The organism is Streptomyces sp. NPDC091387, assembly GCF_044756945.1.
Lineage (GTDB): Bacteria > Actinomycetota > Actinomycetes > Streptomycetales > Streptomycetaceae > Streptomyces.
Genome location: NZ_JBIVTZ010000001.1, coordinates 475718 through 493348 on the forward strand (window position 1 = coordinate 475718; position 17631 = coordinate 493348).

At 71.1% G+C, this 17631-nt stretch carries 12 protein-coding genes; 2 read left to right on the plus strand and 10 right to left on the minus strand.

Annotated features, from left to right (window positions below; all coding sequences use genetic code 11):
* Window positions 1–22: 22 nt before the first annotated feature.
* Both rfbB and ACIQM0_RS02365 read right to left on the minus strand, forming a co-directional pair.
* Window positions 23–1009, minus strand: a complete 987-nt coding sequence (gene rfbB, locus ACIQM0_RS02360) for a dTDP-glucose 4,6-dehydratase (protein ID WP_401282635.1) — start codon at window positions 1007–1009, stop codon at window positions 23–25.
* A complete protein-coding gene (locus ACIQM0_RS02365; RefSeq protein WP_363031428.1) occupies window positions 1006–2076 on the minus strand; it encodes a glucose-1-phosphate thymidylyltransferase in 1071 nt (356 codons plus the stop codon). Before ACIQM0_RS02365 ends, rfbB begins: the two co-directional genes overlap by 4 nt.
* 518 nt (window positions 2077–2594) lie before the next feature.
* On the opposite strand from ACIQM0_RS02365, the gene ACIQM0_RS02370 reads away from it, so the two are divergent.
* Complete coding sequence (locus ACIQM0_RS02370) at window positions 2595–4667, plus strand: hypothetical protein (RefSeq protein WP_401282638.1); 2073 nt, start codon at window positions 2595–2597, stop codon at window positions 4665–4667.
* 71 nt (window positions 4668–4738) lie between these two features.
* On the opposite strand, the gene galE is transcribed toward ACIQM0_RS02370, so the two are convergent.
* On the minus strand, window positions 4739–5710 hold the full coding sequence (gene galE, locus ACIQM0_RS02375; protein WP_401282641.1) for a UDP-glucose 4-epimerase GalE: 972 nt from the start codon (window positions 5708–5710) through the stop codon (window positions 4739–4741).
* Between the two features lie 206 nt (window positions 5711–5916).
* Between galE and ACIQM0_RS02380 the strand changes: the two genes are divergently transcribed.
* Complete coding sequence (locus ACIQM0_RS02380) at window positions 5917–8148, plus strand: CDP-glycerol glycerophosphotransferase family protein (RefSeq protein ID WP_401282644.1); 2232 nt, start codon at window positions 5917–5919, stop codon at window positions 8146–8148.
* Window positions 8149–8234: 86 nt separating this feature from the next.
* Here ACIQM0_RS02380 and obgE read toward each other — a convergent pair whose 3' ends face one another.
* From obgE to ACIQM0_RS02415, 7 genes are all read right to left on the minus strand, one after another.
* Window positions 8235–9674 (minus strand): GTPase ObgE, encoded by a 1440-nt coding sequence (gene obgE / locus ACIQM0_RS02385; RefSeq protein WP_363030840.1) that lies wholly within the window; start codon window positions 9672–9674, stop codon window positions 8235–8237.
* Window positions 9675–9813: 139 nt separating this feature from the next.
* A complete protein-coding gene (rpmA, locus tag ACIQM0_RS02390) occupies window positions 9814–10071 on the minus strand; it encodes a 50S ribosomal protein L27 (RefSeq protein WP_018103204.1) in 258 nt (85 codons plus the stop codon).
* Window positions 10072–10085: 14 nt separating this feature from the next.
* Complete coding sequence (gene rplU / locus ACIQM0_RS02395) at window positions 10086–10406, minus strand: 50S ribosomal protein L21 (RefSeq protein WP_024494442.1); 321 nt, start codon at window positions 10404–10406, stop codon at window positions 10086–10088.
* A gap of 198 nt (window positions 10407–10604) precedes the next feature.
* Window positions 10605–11666 carry an iron-containing alcohol dehydrogenase family protein gene (locus ACIQM0_RS02400; RefSeq protein WP_363030841.1) on the minus strand — a complete coding sequence of 354 codons (1062 nt, stop codon included), beginning with the start codon at window positions 11664–11666 and terminating at the stop codon, window positions 10605–10607.
* Window positions 11654–12406: a phosphocholine cytidylyltransferase family protein gene (locus tag ACIQM0_RS02405; protein WP_363030842.1), complete on the minus strand. Its 753-nt coding sequence runs from the start codon at window positions 12404–12406 to the stop codon at window positions 11654–11656. Before ACIQM0_RS02405 ends, ACIQM0_RS02400 begins: the two co-directional genes overlap by 13 nt.
* Before the next feature lie 71 nt (window positions 12407–12477).
* A complete protein-coding gene (gene galU / locus ACIQM0_RS02410) occupies window positions 12478–13368 on the minus strand; it encodes a UTP--glucose-1-phosphate uridylyltransferase GalU (RefSeq protein ID WP_401282650.1) in 891 nt (296 codons plus the stop codon).
* A 121-nt stretch (window positions 13369–13489) separates the two neighbouring features.
* On the minus strand, window positions 13490–17614 hold the full coding sequence (locus ACIQM0_RS02415) for an Rne/Rng family ribonuclease (protein WP_401282653.1): 4125 nt from the start codon (window positions 17612–17614) through the stop codon (window positions 13490–13492).
* Window positions 17615–17631 lie beyond the last annotated feature (17 nt).

Consider the following 17631-nt stretch of genomic DNA (forward strand, 5'->3'; position numbering starts at 1 on the left):
CCGGTGACCAGCCAGACCGGGTTCACAGTGCGGCCCTCTCCTTGAGGGGCTCCCACCAGGCGCTGTTCTCGCGGTACCACCGCACGGTCTCGGCGAGGCCCTTGCGGAAGTCCTTGCGCGGTGCGTAACCGAGCTCGTCGCGGATCTTGGCGCAGTCCACGGAGTAGCGCCGGTCGTGGCCCTTGCGGTCCTCGACGTAGGTGACGTCGGCGTCCCAGTCGGCGCCGCAGGCCTCCAGCAGCAGTCCGGTGAGTTCCTTGTTGGAGAGCTCGGTGCCGCCGCCGATGTTGTAGACCTCGCCCGCCCGGCCCCGGGTGCGGACGAGTTCGATGCCCTGGACGTGGTCGTCGATGTGCAGCCAGTCGCGGACGTGGGCGCCGTCGCCGTACAGCGGGACCGGCCGGCCCTGGAGGAGGTGGGTGACGAACAGCGGGATGACCTTCTCGGGGAAGTGGTGGTGCCCGTAGTTGTTGGAGCAGCGGGTCACCCGCACGTCGAGTCCGTGGGTGCGGTGGTACGAGAGCGCGATCAGGTCGCTCGACGCCTTGGAGGCGGAGTACGGGGAGTTGGGCGCGAGGGGTTCGCGCTCGGTCCAGGAGCCCTCGTCGATCGATCCGTAGACCTCGTCGGTGGAGATGTGCACGAAGGTCCGGACGCCCGCCAGGTGCGCGGCGTGGACGAGGGTGTGGGTTCCCACGACGTTGGTGCGGACGAAGGCGGCGCCGCCGTCGATGGAGCGGTCCACATGGGATTCGGCGGCGAAGTGCACCACTTGGTCGTGCCCGGCCATCAGACGGCCGACCAGCTCCGTGTCACAGATGTCGCCGCGCACGAACGAGAAGCCCGGGTGGTTGCGGACCTCGTCGAGGTTGGCCGGGTTGCCCGCGTAGGTGAGCTTGTCGAGCACGGTGACGGCGACGTCACCGGGGCCGTCCGGGCCCAGCAGCGTACGGACGTAGTGCGAGCCGATGAATCCGGCACCGCCGGTCACCAGGATGTGGGTGGTCATGAGGAGATCTGCACCTTGCTGTGGTCGCCGAGGACGAGACGGTGGGCGGAGGGGCTCCGGGGTGCGGGGGTCACCTCGACCTCGTGGCCGATGAGGGAGGCCTCCACGCGGCGGACGCCGTCGATCGAGGCGCCGCGCAGGACGATGGAGTACTCGATCTCGCTGTCCTCGATCCGGCACTCCTGGGCGACCGAGGTGAACGGTCCGACGTAGGCGTCGCTGATCACCGAGCGGGCGCCGATGATGGCGGGGCCGACGATCCGGCTGCGGGTGACGCGGGCGCCCTGCTCGATCCGGACCCGGCCGATGATCTCGCTCTCGTCGTCGACGTGGGCGCCCTCGGTGGACGGTTCGATGCTCTCCAGAACGGTCCGGTTGACCTCCAGCATGTCGGTGACGTTACCGGTGTCCTTCCAGTACCCGCGGATCATGGTGGAGCGGACGTCGCGCTCCTGGTCGATCAGCCACTGGATGGCGTGGGTGATCTCCAGTTCGCCGCGCCAGGACGGGCGGATGGAGCGGACCGCCTCGTGGATGACCCGGGTGAAGAGGTAGACACCGACGAGCGCCAGGTCGCTCTTGGGCTCCCTGGGCTTCTCCTCCAGGGCCACCACCCTGCCGTCCCCGTCGAGCTCCGCGACGCCGAACGAGGTCGGGTCGGGCACCTGGGTCAGCAGGATCTGGGCATCGGGCCGGTCCGCCCGGAATGCCTCGACCAGGCCGGTGATCCCGCCGATGATGAAGTTGTCCCCGAGGTACATGACGAAGTCCTCGTCGCCCAGGAAGCGCTGGGCGATCAGGACCGCGTGCGCGAGGCCGAGCGGCTCGGACTGCGGGATGTAGGTGACGTCGATGCCGAACCGGGAGCCGTCCCCGACCGCCGCGCGGATCTCCTCCTCGGTGTCGCCCACGATGATGCCGACCTCGGTGATGCCCGCTTCCGCGATGGCCTCCAGGCCGTAGAACAGCACCGGTTTGTTCGCCACCGGGACCAGCTGTTTGGCCGAGGTGTGGGTGATGGGACGGAGCCGGGTGCCTGCCCCACCGGAAAGTACGAGAGCCTTCACTTTTTGTGCCCCCACGATGAGATGGCGGTCCTGTCGCAGCTGCGACCTATTGGGCGACCTTACTGAGATTCGCTGTCCCATCTGCGGTGAAACAGCCCTCTCGGCCCGTTTACCGACACATCCGGACGAAAAGCGACGGCAGCCCGTAACCGCGTGCCGCCTTTTGGCGCGCTCCCGGTTCCCCCGGCACGAAGACACCTGCCGGCCACCTCGAACTGATAGAGGAGACACCGGTTTGCCCTGATCCGATGCGATGAACCGGCGGCCGGTGCGGCACATTCCGCACTTTCGGGAACAGATTCTGCGAATTCACCAACTCGGAACCTGGTTGCGCCCACACCCGTGATTCTCACCAATCTTTCACATTCATCTCATGAACGGACGGGCCGCCTTCCATATGGTGGGGCCCCTGAACCCACGCCCACCGGGCGGCCGGTCCGGGACCGGGTCCCGGCCGCGCCGACGCGGCGGCGCGGCCCGACCGCGCACGCGAGCCTCGCGCTCTTTGGAGTCCCCCAGTGCAACCACTCGCCCCGCTCCTGCGGTACGCCGCGAAGGCCCTCCCCGTTGCCGTACTGGCCGCGTCCTTCGCCGCCCAGGCCGCCGCGGCCGCTGTTCCCCACCTCGTACTGCTCATCACGGCGACGGCCGCCAACCTGCTGGCAGAGGCAGCCCTGCACCGATGGCGGCCCGGCCAGGTCTCCCTGCTCGCCAAGGTCAGGGCCGATGTCATGGTCCGCCGGCTGACCTGTGACTTCCTGCTGATCGTGGGGCTGCTCCGGCTGGGCGGGAACCACCGGGAAACGATCTATCTCCCGCTCGTCCTCGGCCTGCTCCTCTTCTACGCGCTCCACTTCGCCGGTCACGCGGCGGCGATCCGGGTGCGCGCGGCACGGACGCTGCCGCTGCTCACCCGCAACATCGACGCCTCCGCCCTGGGCATCACCCCCGCGCTCCCGGCCCTGCTGATGCGCCGGCACGGGCCGCGCCTGCTGCTGTTCGGGCTGCCCGCGACCGCGGGCCTGCTGGTGACGGCGGCCAACGACGAGCCGGAGTACGCCGCGGCGGGCATCGCTCTGTCGGTCGCGCTCGCCGCGGTCTCGCTGGCAACGCTGGTGCGGTCCCTGGTGCGGCGCCGCCCCGCGTCGTCCGAGGAGGTGCTGGACTGGTTCGACGGCTGGCTGGCCGACTACCGGCCGACCGTCGGCATGTACTTCTCCGGCGGCGCCTCGTCCGCGTACCAGGCCAACATGTGGCTCGACGCCCTGGCCGGGCTCGACGGCCGCCCGGTGATCGTGCTGCGCGAGCGCTTCATGATGCAGCGGATCGGCGCCACGGACATACCCGTCGTGTGCATCCCGAAGGTCTCCCAGCTGCTCCGCCTGGAGCACTCGGCCCTGAAGCTGCTGATCCACCCCGCGAACTCCGGCAAGACCTCGCAGATCCTGCGGATACCGTCGATCAAGCACGCCTTCGTCAATCACGGCGAGAGCGACAAGCTCTCCAGCTGCAATCCGTACGCCAAGGCGTACGACGAGGTGTGGGTCGCCGGACCGGCGGCGCGCGAACGCTACGCACTGGCCGACGTCGGCATCGAGGACCGCGACGTGGTGGAGATCGGCCGCCCCCAGCTCGCCCCGATCACCCCGTACGCGGGCCCGCCCACCGGTGCGTACACGACCGTGCTCTACGCCCCCACGTGGGAGGGCTGGGACGGCAATCCGGGGAACACCTCGGTGCTCCTGGCCGGCGAGAACATCGTCCGGGCCCTGCTCGCCGACCCGGGCGTCCGGCTGCTCTACAAGCCGCACCCGATGACCGGCTCGGTCGACCCCGCGGCCGGCGCCGCCAACGAACGCGTCCAGGCCCTGATCCACGAGGCCAACCGCGCCCGCACGGGCCCGCGCCCCGGTCCGCGGGCCGCTGCCGAGCTGGCCCGCCGGACCGCGGAGCTGGACGCGCTGACCGCCGCCTCGTTCCGGGACGACGCGGACGACGCGGAACGCATGCTGGTGCAGGGCACACCGGAGCCCGGCCGGGCCCAGGCCGTCGCCGCGGCGACCACGGCCTGGGAGGCGGCCCACTGGGCGTCGCTCCCCGAGGCTGAGCACCAGATCATCACGGCCCCGCAGCCCGCGCTGTACTCCTGCTTCAACGAGGCCGATCTGCTGATCAGCGATGTGTCGAGCGTCGTCACGGACTACCTGGCGGGCGAGAAGCCGTACGCCGTCGCGAACACCAGCGACCTGCCGGAGGAGCTGTTCCGCGACGCGTTCCCGACGGTCCGCGCGGCGACGATCCTGACGCCGGACGGAGCCGGGGTCGCCGCACTCCTCGACTCGGTGCGCCACCCCGCGGACGACGGGCTGGCCGCGGCCCGCGCCGGTCTGAAGCTCCACCTCCTCGGCCCCTCCGACCCGCCGTCCCACGTACGCTTCGGCGAGGCGGCGCTCGGGCTGTGCGAGGTGGCGGACGAGCACCGCGTACGCATGTCGAACCGGCTGCTCCCGGCGATCCCCTCACAGCGCGGAGCGCTGGAGGAGGCCGTCGCGGCGGACGAGGAACAGCTGGAGCCCGCGCCCGAGGGATAGCCCCGGACACGGCAGAGGCCCGGCACCGCTCCACGAGGGAGCCTGGGTGCCGGGCCTCTGCCGTACGGGCTCTACGGGTGGCGGTGGCGCCAGCCCTGCCAGGCGGAGTCGATCATCTCGTCCACGCCGTACCGGGCCGACCAGCCCAGCTCCGCGCGGATCCGGTCGGCGCCCGCGACCACGCGCGCCGGGTCACCGGCGCGGCGGGCGGTCACCTCGGGGGCGATGTCCCCGTTGTCGGTCACCTTGAGGATCCGGTCGACCATCTCCCGTACGGAACTGCCCTCACCGCGTCCGATGTTGAGCGTGAGATCCGTGCCGCGCTCCGCGTCGTCGAGCCGGCGCGCGGCCGCGAGGTGGGCGGAGGCGATGTCCTCGACGTGGATGTAGTCGCGGACGCAGGTGCCGTCCGGCGTCGCGTAGTCGTCGCCGAAGATCCGCGGGCCCTCGCCGGCCTCAAGGCGCTCGAAGACCATCGGGATGAGGTTGAACACCCCGGCGTCGGCCAGCTCCGGCGAGGCCGCACCGGCGACGTTGAAGTAGCGGAGCGAGGCGCAGCGCAGGCCGTGGGCGCGGGCGGCGGCGTGGATCAGCCACTCGCCGACGAGCTTGGTCTCGCCGTACGGGCTCATCGGCGCGCAGGGCGTGTCCTCGGTGACAAGGGTGACGTCGGGCATGCCGTAGACGGCGGCGGAGGAGGAGAACACCAGCCGGTCGACACCCGCGTCGACCATGCTCTCCAGCAGCACCTCCAGCCCCGTCACGTTCTCCCGGTAGTAGTGCAGGGGGCGCTCGACGGACTCCCCCACCTGCTTCTTGCCCGCGATGTGCACCACACCGGTCACACCGTGCTCGCGGATCGCCGCGTCGAGTGCCTGACGGTCGAGGACGCTGCCGGTCACCAGGGGCACCCCGTCGGGCACCTTGTCGGCGCTCCCGGTCGACAGGTCGTCGTACACGACGACCTGCTGACCGCCCGCGAGCATCGCGCGCACGACGTGTGCACCGATGTATCCCGCCCCACCCGTAACCATCCAGGTCATGTCGTGCGTCTCCCTCTGCGAGGTCTTACCCGTCCGCTTCACTCTACGTGCACATAAAGTCGGATCGGCGGATCGGGCCTTGCCCCTCAAAGGGGGCTGACAGCAATCAATTACGCTGTCCGGGTGCTGGACGTCGCCTCACTGTTCAGCGGTGCGCACCGCGCCCCTCGCACAGACCCTCGGACAGCTCTCTGGACTGGTGGACGATGCCTCGACTGACACTCATCGTGCCTGCGTACAACGTGCAGGGGTACATCGGGGAGTGTCTCGACTCCGTGCTCCAGCAGGACTTCACCGACTTCGAGATCATCGGTGTCGACGACTGCTCGCCGGACGGCTCCGGCGCGATCCTCGACACATACGCGGAACGCGACGCCCGCGTCCGTGTGCTCCACCTCACCGAGAACGTGGGGCTGGGACGCGCGCGCAACGCGGGTATCGACGAGGCGACCGGTGACTATCTGCTCTTCCTCGACAGCGACGACACCCTGGCCCCGGGATCGCTGGCGGCCATCGCGGCGCGCCTCGACACGACGGACGACCCCGACGTCCTGGTCTACGACTACACCCGTACCTACTGGGACGGGCGGCTGCTGCGCAACAAGCGTGCGGAGCTGCTGGACGAGAGCGGTCCCGCCGTCTTCACGCTGGCCGACCGGCCGCAGTTGCTGGACCTGCTGCAGATCGTGTGGAACAAGGCCTACCGCCGCGATTTCGTCACCCGGCACGGCTTCCGGTTCCCGCCCGGTTATTACGAGGACGCGCCGTGGACGTACTCCTCGCTGATCTCGGCACAGAGCATCGCCGTGCTCGACCGCTCCTGCGTGCTGTACCGGCAGCGGCGTGAGGGCGGGAACATTCTCCGCACGGTCAGCCGCAAGCATTTCGATGTCTTCGATCAGTACGACCGCGTTTTCGCCTATCTGGACGCGCGGCCGGAACTCGATTCCTGGCGTCCGGCGCTCTTCAGGAAAATGGCCGACCACTTTCTGACCGTCCTGGAAAAGCCCGGCAGGCTTCCGCAGAACGCGCGGGCCGAGTTCTTCCACCGTGCGGCCAAGGACTACCGGAGCCGCCTTCCGGAGGACTTCCAGCGGCCGCTGGGCGGCCGGGGCTACAAATACGCGCTGCTGGGGATCGACTCCTACTCCGCGCTGGTCGGCGTGACCCGGGTCAACAACGTGCGCAACCGGGCCAGGCTGGGCGGCCGGGCCCGCGTGGGCCGGGCCAAGCGCGCCGCCCTGGGCATGTTCTACAAGTCCCAGCTGCGCATGCCGCTGGACGAGAACCTCGCGGTGTTCTCCGCGTACTGGGGCCGCGGCTACTCCTGCAGCCCCGCGGCCATCGAGGCGGAGCTGGGCCGGCTGGCCCCGGGGATGCGCCGGGTCTGGGCGGTCAGGTCCGAGCACCGCGACCGGGTGCCCAAGGGCGTCGAGACCGTGCTGGTCGGGTCCCGCGAGTACTGGTCGGTGATGGCCCGCGCCAAGTACCTCACGAACAACGTGAACTTCGGCGACACCGTGGTCAAGCGCGAGGGCCAGATCCATCTGCAGACCCACCACGGCACCCCGCTGAAGACGATGGGGCTCGACCAGGCCGACTACCCCGCGTCCACCAGCATGGACATGGAGAAGCTGCTCAGCCGGTGCGACCGCTGGGACTACAGCCTGTCCGCGAACCGCTTCTCCACCACCGTGTGGGAGCGGGTGTACCCCTGCCGGTACACCTCGCTGGAGACCGGATACCCGCGCAACGACGTCCTGCTCAACGCCACCGCGGCGGACGTCTCACGGGCCCGGCACGACCTCGGTCTGGCGGACGGCTCGACGGCCTTCCTCTACGCGCCGACCCACCGCGAGTACCAGAAGTCCTTCACCCCGCGGCTCGACCTGCCGAGGCTGGCCGAGGAGCTGGGCCCCGACGTCACCCTGCTGGTGCGCGGCCACTACTTCTACAAGCCGACGGGCCGGCTCGCCGATCTCCAGGCCAGCGGCCGGATCATCGACGTCTCCGCGCACGGGAACGTCGAGCAGCTCTACCTCGCGGCGGACGCCCTCGTCACGGACTACTCCTCGGCGATGTTCGACTACGCCAACCTGGACCGGCCGATCGTGATCTACGCCGACGACTGGAACACCTACCGGGTGGTGCGCGGCACCTACTTCGACCTGATGGCCGAGCCCCCGGGCGCCGTGGCGACCAGCCAGGAGCAGCTCGTCTCGGTGCTGGGCTCCCAGGAGTGGCGGAGCGAGGAATCGGCGGGGCTGCGCAGGGCGTTCCGGGAGCGCTTCTGCGACTTCGACGACGGCCGCGCCGCGGAGCGCGTCGTGCGCCGGGTGTTCCTGGGCGAGGAGACGCTGCTCCCGGTCGTTCCGCTCGCCGAGCGCACCCCGGCACCCTCCCCCGCAGAGGCGCTCGCACGGGCCGGCCGCTCCTGACGGAACCGGGGCGCCCGTCGACCGGGCGCCCCGGAAAACACGCGGTCCCGGCTCCCCCGAAGGGAAACCGGGACCGGTGACCGTTCTCACGCGAACGGGTCGAACTCCTGGTACTCCTTGCTGACGTCGTCGCGCTCGTCCTCGCGGTCGCGACGGCGCTGCGCGGCCGGACGCGGCTCCTCCAGCCGGTGGTCCTCACCACGGCGGCCGAGCATCTCCGCACCGGCGGTCACGGTCGGCTCCCAGTCGAAGACGACGGCGTTGTCCTCGGCCCCGATGGCCACCCCGTCGCCCGCGCGGGCACCGGCCTTGCGCAGGGCGTCCTCGACACCGAGCCGGTTCAGCCGGTCCGCGAGGTAGCCGACGGCCTCGTCGTTGTTGAAGTCGGTCTGGCGCACCCAGCGCTCCGGCTTCTCGCCGCGCACCCGGTAGATGCCGTCGTCCTCGAGCACCACGGTGAAACCGGCGTCGTCCACGGCCTTGGGCCGGATGACGATACGGGTCGCCTCCTCCACCGGCTTGGCGGCACGCGCCTCCGCGATGACACCCGCCAGGGCGAAGGAGAGCTCCTTGAGCCCGGTGCGGGCCACGGCGGAGACCTCGAAGACGCGGTAGCCGCGGGCCTCCAGGTCCGGACGGATCATCTCCGCCAGGTCCAGGCCGTCCGGGATGTCGATCTTGTTGAGGACGACGATGCGGGGCCGGTCCTCCAGACCGCCGTACAGCTTCAGCTCCTCCTCGATCATGTCGAGGTCGGAGAGCGGGTCGCGGTCGGACTCCAGCGTCGCCGTGTCCAGTACGTGCACGAGCACCGAGCAGCGCTCGACGTGGCGCAGGAACTCCAGGCCGAGGCCCTTGCCCTGGCTGGCGCCCGGGATGAGGCCCGGGACGTCGGCGATGGTGTAGACGGTGCTGCCCGCGGTGACGACTCCCAGGTTCGGGACCAGGGTCGTGAACGGGTAGTCGGCGATCTTCGGCTTGGCGGCCGACAGGACCGAGATCAGCGAGGACTTGCCGGCGCTCGGGTAGCCCACGAGGGCGACGTCGGCGACGGTCTTCAGCTCCAGGACGATGTCCCGGCTCTCACCGGGCTCGCCCAGCAGCGCGAAGCCGGGGGCCTTGCGCCGGGCGGAGGCCAGCGCGCCGTTGCCGAGGCCGCCGCGGCCGCCCTGGCCGGCGACGAACATGGTGCCCTGGCCGACCAGGTCGGCGAGCACGTTGCCGTCCGTGTCGAGCACGACGGTGCCGTCCGGCACGGGCAGGACCAGGTCCTGGCCCTCCTTGCCGGTGCGGTTGTCGCCCGCGCCGGGCTGGCCGTTGGTGGCCTTGCGGTGGGGGTGGTGGTGATAGTCGAGGAGCGTGGTGACGGCCTGGTCGACAATCAGGGTCACATCGCCGCCACGGCCGCCGTTGCCGCCGTCCGGGCCGCCGAGCGGCTTGAACTTCTCACGGTGAACGGAGGCGCAGCCGTGGCCTCCGTTACCCGCGGCGGCATGCAGCTCGACGCGGTCCACGAAGGTGGTCATGGTTGGAACCTCCAGTTACATACGTGCAGAAATGTCTCGCTCGTGCCCCTGTAGGAGCAACACGCGAAAGGCGGACCCACTTCCCGTCAAAGGAAGTGAGGTCCGCCTCCACGTCAAACCGCTCGACGAGCGCCGTAAATCAGCCGGCGATCGGAACGATGTTCACGACCTTGCGGCCACGGTGCGTGCCGAACTCGACCGCACCGGCGGCGAGGGCGAACAGCGTGTCGTCGCCGCCACGGCCGACGCCCGTGCCCGGGTGGAAGTGGGTGCCGCGCTGGCGGACCAGGATCTCACCGGCGTTGACGGCCTGACCGCCGAAGCGCTTCACGCCGAGCCGCTGAGCATTGGAATCGCGCCCGTTCCGAGTGGACGATGCGCCCTTCTTATGTGCCATGTCTCCTCAGTCCCTTACTTCGCAGCCGCGGGGATACCGGTGACCTTGATCGCCGTGTACTGCTGGCGGTGACCCTGGCGACGGCGGTAGCCGGTCTTGTTCTTGTAGCGAAGGATGTCGATCTTCGCGCCCTTGTGGTGGTCCACGATCTCGGCCTGGACCTTGATGCCGTCAAGCACCCACGGGTCGCTGGTCACGGCGTCGCCGTCGACAACGAGCAGGGTAGAGAGCTCTACCGTGTCGCCAACACTGGCGGTGGGAATCTTGTCAACCTCAACGATGTCGCCGACAGCAACCTTGTGCTGTCGACCACCGCTGCGCACGATGGCGTACACGCGGATCTCACTCTCACTCGAAGCGGAAACCCCTGAGGCCAGCCGCTCACACGGGTCCGAGGACCCGTGGTGATCCGGATTGGACGAGCGGCCTCTCCCGTACGAGCGGGAGGTCAGTTGCTCAGAGGTGTGGCGAAACAAACGCCGACGGTCAAGATTACGGGGCCTCGGACACCCCGGTCAAACCGGGCCCCGGTTTCAGGCCCCGACCGCCCTGACGTAGTCGGCGTAGGCGTCCCTGATCCCGTCCGGGGACAGGTTCAGATGTTCCAGGATCGTGTACCGGCCCGGCCGGGTCCGGGGGGCGAACTCGACCACCGAGACGAACTCGTCCACGCTGAACCCGATCTCCTGCGCGGTGACCGGAAGGCCGTGGCGCCGCAGCGTTCCGGCCATCCGAACGGACTCCTGGTGGGCGCCCCGCAGGTGCATCGCGAACGCCGCGCCCAGACCGCACTGCTCGCCGTGGCTGGCCGCCCGCTGGGGGAAGAGCAGGTCGAAGGCGTGGTTGATCTCGTGGCAGGCACCGGAGGCGGGCCGGCTGTCGCCCGCGACCGACATCGAGATGCCGGTGAGCACCAGCCCCTCCGCCAGCACCTGGAGGAAACGGTCCTCGTCCAGGGACCCCGGGTGGCGCAGCACGGCCTCGCCGGCCTGCCGGGCCATGGCCGCGGCCAGTCCGTCGATGTCCTCGCCGTTGACCCGGTGGGCGAGCTCCCAGTCCGCGACCGCGGAGATGTTCGAGAGCGCGTCCCCGATCCCGGACCGCACGTAGCGGACCGGGGCCTCACGGATGATGTCGAGGTCGATGACGACGGCGATCGGGTTCGGGACACCGTACGAGCCGCGGCCCGAGTCGTTGTCCAGAGTGGCCACCGGTGAGCACAGGCCGTCGTGGGACAGGTTCGTCGCCACGGCGACCAGCGGCAGCCCGACGCGCGCCGCGGCGAACTTGGCACAGTCGATGATCTTGCCGCCGCCGAGGCCGACCACGGCGTCGTACCGCCCGGACTTCATGTCCTCGGCCAGCTTGACGGCGTCGTGCAGCGTGCCGCCGCCGACCTCGAACCAGGAGGCACCGGGCAGGCTCGCCGACAGCCGCTCCCGCAGCGCCCGGCCCGAGCCCCCGCTGATCGCGACCGCCAGCTTCCCCGAACCGGAGATCCGCTGGTCGGCGAGGACACTCGCCAGGTCGGCCAGAGCGCCCGCCCGGATGTCGACGACGACCGGCGCCGGTATCAGCCGGGTCAGTACTGGCACGCGATGGTCCTGCCCTTGGCCAGGTCCTCGTGGTTGTCGATCTCCACCCACTTGATGTCGCCGATGGGCTCCACGTCGACCTTGAAGCCGCGGTTGACGAGCTCCTGGTAGCCGTCCTCGTAGTACAGGTCGGGGTCGCGCTCGAACGTGGTCCTCAGCGCGTCGGCCAGCTCGTCGGCCGCGTCGCCCTCGATGAGGGTGACACCGATGTACTCGCCGGTGGCCTCGGCCGGGTCCATCAGCTTGGTGATGCGCTGAACACCCTTCTCGGGGTCGGCGACGACCTTCATCTCCTCGTCGGCGAGCTTCTTCACCGTGTCGAGGGCGAGGATGATCTTCTTGCCGTCACCGCGGGCGGCCAGCAGCGTCTTCTCGACGGAGACGGGGTGCACGGTGTCGCCGTTGGCGAGGATCACACCGTCCTTGAGGGCGTCGCGGCCGCACCAGAGGGAGTAGGCGTTGTTCCACTCCTCGGCCTTGTCGTTGTCGATCAGCGTGAGGGTGACGCCGTACTTCGCCTCAAGGGCCGCCTTGCGCTCGTACAGGGCCTCCTTGCGGTAGCCCACGATGATCGCGACCTCGGTCAGGCCGACCTCGGCGAAGTTGCCCAGTGTCAGGTCGACGACGGTCAGGCTCTCCTCGTTCCCCTCCGGGCCGACCGGCACCAGTGCCTTGGGAAGCGTGTCGGTGTAGGGGCGCAGACGGCGGCCGGCGCCGGCCGCCAGAATCATGCCGATCATGAGGGTTCTCCTTGGTCCTTGGTGCGTGTGTCTCGGGTGGGTCCGGGTGCCGTACGGCTTGCGACAGCCTCTCAGAGCTCGGTCGCTACGTAACCGCGCAGCCAGGTACGGAAGTCGGGGCCCAGGTCCTCGCGCTCGCAGGCGAGTCTGACGATGGCCCGCAGGTAGTCGCCGCGGTCACCCGTGTCGTAGCGGCGGCCGCGGAAGACGACGCCGTGCACCGGGCCGCCGAGCTTCTCGTCGACGGCAAGTTGCTGGAGTGCGTCGGTCAGCTGGATCTCGCCGCCCCGGCCCGGCTCGGTCTCGCGCAGCACGCCGAAGACCGCGGGGTCCAGGACGTAGCGTCCGATGACGGCGAGGCTGCTGGGCGCGTCGGCCGGATCCGGCTTCTCGACCAGGCCGGTGACCCGGACGACGTCGCTCTCCGCGGTGGCTTCCACCGCGGCGCAGCCGTACTGGTGGATCAGCTCGCGCGGGACCTCCATGAGCGCGACGACACTGCCGCCCTCGCGCTCCTGGATCTCCACCATGCGGGACAGCAGCGGGTCGCGCGGGTCGATCAGGTCGTCGCCGAGGAGTACCGCGAACGGCTGGTCGCCCACATGGGGCTCGGCGCACAGGACCGCGTGGCCGAGGCCCCGCGGGTCGCCCTGGCGGACGTAGTGCATGGTCGCCAGGGCGCTGGACTCCTGGACCCGCACCAGCCGCTCGTCGTCGCCCTTGCGGGTCAGCGCCGACTCCAGCTCGTAGTTCCGGTCGAAGTGGTCCTCCAGGGCGCGCTTGTTGCGCCCGGTGATCATCAGCACGTCGCTCAGCCCCGCGGCGGCGGCCTCCTCCACGACGTACTGGATCGCGGGCTTGTCGACCACCGGCAGCATCTCCTTGGGAGTCGCCTTCGTCGCCGGCAGGAACCGGGTACCGAGCCCGGCGGCCGGTATGACGGCCTTCTGGATCTTGCGCATGTGCTCAGACTTCCGTGTCCACGGGGAAGGGTGCGGTTCGACGGGGGCGCCCGTACGCAGCCGACCCGGTTCCTGTGACGGAACCGGTCCGGCTGCGTACGGGCGCACGGTGCGGGGCCGGTCAGGCCTCGTCGGCCGATGCCGTGACGGAGGACGGCGCCTGCTGCTCCGCGGCCACCGTCTTCTTCGTCGCCGCCTTCTTGGCCGTCGTCTTCTTCGCGGCGGTCTTCTTGGCGGCCGTCTTCGTGGTCGCCGTCTTCGTGGTGGCCGCCTTCTTGGCGGTGGCCTTCTTGGCGGTCTTGCGGGCCGCCTTCTTGGCCGGTGCGGCCTCCGGCTCCGCGTCGGACGCGGGCTCGGGCGCGGACTCGGCGGAAGCCGTCACCACGACGGTCGCCGCCTCGTCGGTACCGGCAGGGGAACCCGCGGGCGCGGTGGCCTTACGGGTCGCCCGGCGCCGGGCACGCGGCGGTGCGGCCGGCTCCTCGGCCGGGGCCTCCACGTGCGGGGCCTCGACCACCGGGTCCTCCGCGGCGACCGGGTCGGCGTCGGAGACCGGCTCCTCAGCGGCCGCTGCCGGGGCGGGCGAACCCGCCGGGGCGGTCGCCTTGCGGGTCGCACGACGGCGCGTACGGCCCTGGGGCGCCTCGGCGGCAGGCGCCTCGACGACCGGGGTCTCCACGACCGGGGTCTCCACGACCGGGGTCTCGACGGCCGGCTCCGGCGCGGGCTCCGCGACGGGCTCCGGCTGCGCGACCGGCTCGGCCACCGGGGCCGGCGCGGACGCCGACTTCGGAGCACCGGCCGGGGCCGACGCCTTGCGCGTCGCCCGGCGGCGGCCACGGCCGCGGCCGGCGGCCGCCTCGGCCTCTGCCGGGCTGCTGTACAGCTCCTCGTCCGCGACGAACTCCGGCTCGGGCAGCGCCAGCGGGGCGGCGACCTCCGCCGCGACCTCGGCCTCGGTCTCGGCCTCGTTGTCGTGGCCCTGCTCGTGCTCGTGGTCGTGCTCGTGGCTGTGGTCGTGGTCCTGCTCGTGGTCCTGGCCGGAACCGCCGCGGCCACGCTTCTTGGCGCGCTTGCCGCCACCGCCGCCACCGACCGAGGTGGGCTGCTCCATGTGCACGATCACGCCGCGCCCGTTGCAGTGGACACAGGTCTCGGAGAAGGACTCCAGCAGACCCTGGCCGACCCGCTTGCGGGTCATCTGGACCAGGCCCAGCGAGGTGACCTCGGCGACCTGGTGCTTCGTACGGTCGCGTCCCAGGCACTCCAGGAGCCGTCGCAGCACCAGGTCCCGGTTGGACTCCAGCACCATGTCGATGAAGTCGACGACGACGATGCCGCCGAGGTCGCGCAGCCGCAGCTGGCGCACGATCTCCTCGGCCGCCTCCAGGTTGTTCTTGGTGACGGTCTCTTCCAGGTTGCCGCCCTGGCCGGTGAACTTGCCGGTGTTGACGTCGACGACGACCATCGCCTCGGTCTTGTCGATCACCAGCGAGCCGCCGCTCGGCAGGTAGACCTTGCGGTCCAGCGCCTTCATGAGCTGCTCGTCGATCCGGTACGTCGCGAAGATGTCGACCTCTGAGGTCCACCGCGACAGCCGGTCCGTCAGGTCGGGCGCCACGTGCGAGACGTAGCCGTGGATGGTGTCCCACGCCTCGTTGCCGCTGACGATGACCTTGGAGAAGTCCTCGTTGAAGATGTCGCGGACGACCCGGACGGTCATGTCCGGCTCGCCGTAGAGCAGCGTCGGCGCGTTGGAGCTGCCGCTGTTCTTCGACTTCTTCTGGATGTCCTCCCACTGTCCCTGGAGCCGCTCGACGTCGCGGCGCAGCTCGTCCTCGCTCGCACCCTCGGCGGCGGTGCGGACGATGACGCCCGCGTCCTCGGGGACGATCTTCTTGAGGATGGTCTTGAGCCGGGCGCGCTCGGTGTCGGGCAGCTTGCGGCTGATCCCGGTCATCGAGCCCTCGGGCACGTAGACCAGGTAGCGGCCGGGCAGCGAGACCTGGCTGGTGAGACGGGCGCCCTTGTGGCCGATCGGGTCCTTCGTCACCTGGACGAGGACCGACTGGCCGGACTTGAGCGCGGTCTCGATGCGGCGCGGCCCGTGGGCCATCCCGAGCGCCTCGAAGTTGACCTCACCGGCGTACAGGACGGCGTTGCGGCCCTTGCCGATGTCGACGAACGCGGCCTCCATGGACGGCAGGACGTTCTGGACCTTGCCCAGGTAGACGTTGCCGACGTAGCTGGTGGCCTGCTCCTTGTTGACGTAGTGCTCGACGAGCACGTTGTCCTCGAGCACACCGATCTGGGTGCGCTCGCCGTTCTGGCGGACGACCATGACGCGCTCGACGGCCTCGCGGCGGGCGAGGAACTCCGCCTCCGTGATGATCGGGACCCGGCGGCGGCCCTGCTCGCGGCCCTCGCGGCGGCGCTGCTTCTTGGCCTCCATACGGGTCGAGCCCTTGATGGACTGGACCTCGTCGAAGCCGGTGCCGGGCTCGCGCTCGGCTTCCTTCTTACGGGGCTCGCGGACCTTGACGACCGTGCGCTCCGGGTCGTCCGTGCCGTTCTCGGCGTCGGAAGAGGAGTCACCGCTGCGACGGCGACGGCGACGGCGGCGCCGGCTGCTGCTCGATCCCGAGGCACCGGAGTCGTCGTCGTTGTCGCTGTCGTCGTCGCCCTCGTCCTCGGACTCGTGGGCGCGCTCGTGCTCGTGCTCGTCGCCGGAGCGGTCGGAGGCGTCGTCGTTGTGCTGCTCGCCGGCCTCGTCGTCGGCGGCCTCACCGCGGCGGCGGCGACGGCCACCGCGACGGCGGCGGCGCGAGGGCCGGTCACCGTACTCGTCGGTGTCCTCGCCGTCGTGCTCGGCGTCCTGCTCGTTCTCCGGCTCGTGCTCCTCCTCGGCCTGCTCCTCCACCGGGGCGGCGGCCGGAGCGGGTGCGGCGGCGGGCTCGGGCTCGGCTGCCTCACCGCGACGGCGGCGACGGCGGCGCGAACCACCCTGCGGCGCGGCCTCTGCGGGGGCGGGCGTCTCGGCGACCGGGGTCTGCTCCTCGGCCGTCGCGATCTCGTCCTCGGGCTCCTCGTCCGGCGAGGCGGGGACCGCGGCGGCGGCCGCGGCAGCGGCGGTCTCCGGGGTCTGGAACATCGGCTCGGCGAAGACCGGGGCCTGGAACACGGCGACGGCGGGGCGCGCCGCGCCACGGCTCCTGCGCGCGGGCTCCTCGACCTTGCCGGTGAACTCGGGCCGGCCCGCCGCGGCGGTGGCCCGGCGGCGCTGGCGGCCGCGCGGGGCGGCCTCCTCGACCTCCGCGGTCTCGGCGGCCAGCTCCTCGACGGCGGTCTCGGGCAGGCTCTCGCCGGTCTGGACCTCGCCGCGCTCCTCGGCGGCCTGCGGGGCGCCGGCCGGAGCGGTGGCCTTGCGGACCGCACGGCGGCGGCCGCGCGGGGCCTCCACGGGCTCGGCGGGCTCGGCCGCTTCGGTGACCTCCGCGGGCTCTGCTGCCGCTGCGGGCTCGGCGGGCTCGGTCCGGGTGGCCTGCGGGGCACCGGCCGGGGCGGAAGCCCTGCGCCGGGCACGGCCGCGCGGCGCCTCGGCGGCGGGCTCGACCGCGACGGGCTCGGGGCTCTCCACGACCGCGGTTTCCTCAACGATCTCCACAGCCTCAGCGGCCTGCGGAGCACCCGCCGGGGCAGTCGCCTTACGCGACGCCCGACGACGCGCACGCGGCGCCTCGGCAACGGCCTCGGCAGCAGGCTCTACGGCTACGGGCTCAGGGCTCTCCACGACCGCCGTGTCCTCAACGATCTCCACAGCCTCAGCGGCCTGCGGAGCACCCGCCGGGGCAGTCGCCTTACGCGACGCCCGACGACGCGCACGCGGCGCCTCGGCAACGGCCTCGGCAGCAGGCTCTACGGCTACGGGCTCAGGGCTCTCCACGACCGCCGTGTCCTCAACGATCTCCACAGCCTCAGCGGCCTGCGGAGCACCCGCCGGGGCAGTCGCCTTGCGGACCGCGCGACGACGCGCGCGGACGGGCGGGGCCGCCTCGGCCTCGGTGGTGTTCTCCGTGCTGGGGTCCGACTCTCCGGCGTCAACGGCCGGTATGGCCGGCGCGCCGCCCGAGGGGGGGCCGGCCGGGCGGGACGCCGCGCGGCGCCTGCGGCGCGGCGGCAGCTTGTCCCCGGGGGTGTTGCTGTCTTCTGCGTTCCCGGTCGTGCCGGGTTCGGTGGGCTCGAGCATGCGGGCGGTTCTCCCGT

Excerpts from the sequence above, each read along its gene's own strand:
- rpmA (WP_018103204.1), bottom strand. The coding sequence starts at position 10,071 with ATGGCACATAAGAAGGGCGCATCGTCCACTCGGAACGGGCGCGATTCC.
- ACIQM0_RS02380 (WP_401282644.1), top strand. The coding sequence starts at position 5,917 with ATGCCTCGACTGACACTCATCGTGCCTGCGTACAACGTGCAGGGGTAC.
- ACIQM0_RS02405 (WP_363030842.1), bottom strand. The coding sequence starts at position 12,406 with ATGATCGGCATGATTCTGGCGGCCGGCGCCGGCCGCCGTCTGCGCCCC.
- galE (WP_401282641.1), bottom strand. The coding sequence starts at position 5,710 with ATGACCTGGATGGTTACGGGTGGGGCGGGATACATCGGTGCACACGTC.
- ACIQM0_RS02415 (WP_401282653.1), bottom strand. The coding sequence starts at position 17,614 with ATGCTCGAGCCCACCGAACCCGGCACGACCGGGAACGCAGAAGACAGC.
- galU (WP_401282650.1), bottom strand. The coding sequence starts at position 13,368 with ATGCGCAAGATCCAGAAGGCCGTCATACCGGCCGCCGGGCTCGGTACC.
- rfbB (WP_401282635.1), bottom strand. The coding sequence starts at position 1,009 with ATGACCACCCACATCCTGGTGACCGGCGGTGCCGGATTCATCGGCTCG.
- obgE (WP_363030840.1), bottom strand. The coding sequence starts at position 9,674 with ATGACCACCTTCGTGGACCGCGTCGAGCTGCATGCCGCCGCGGGTAAC.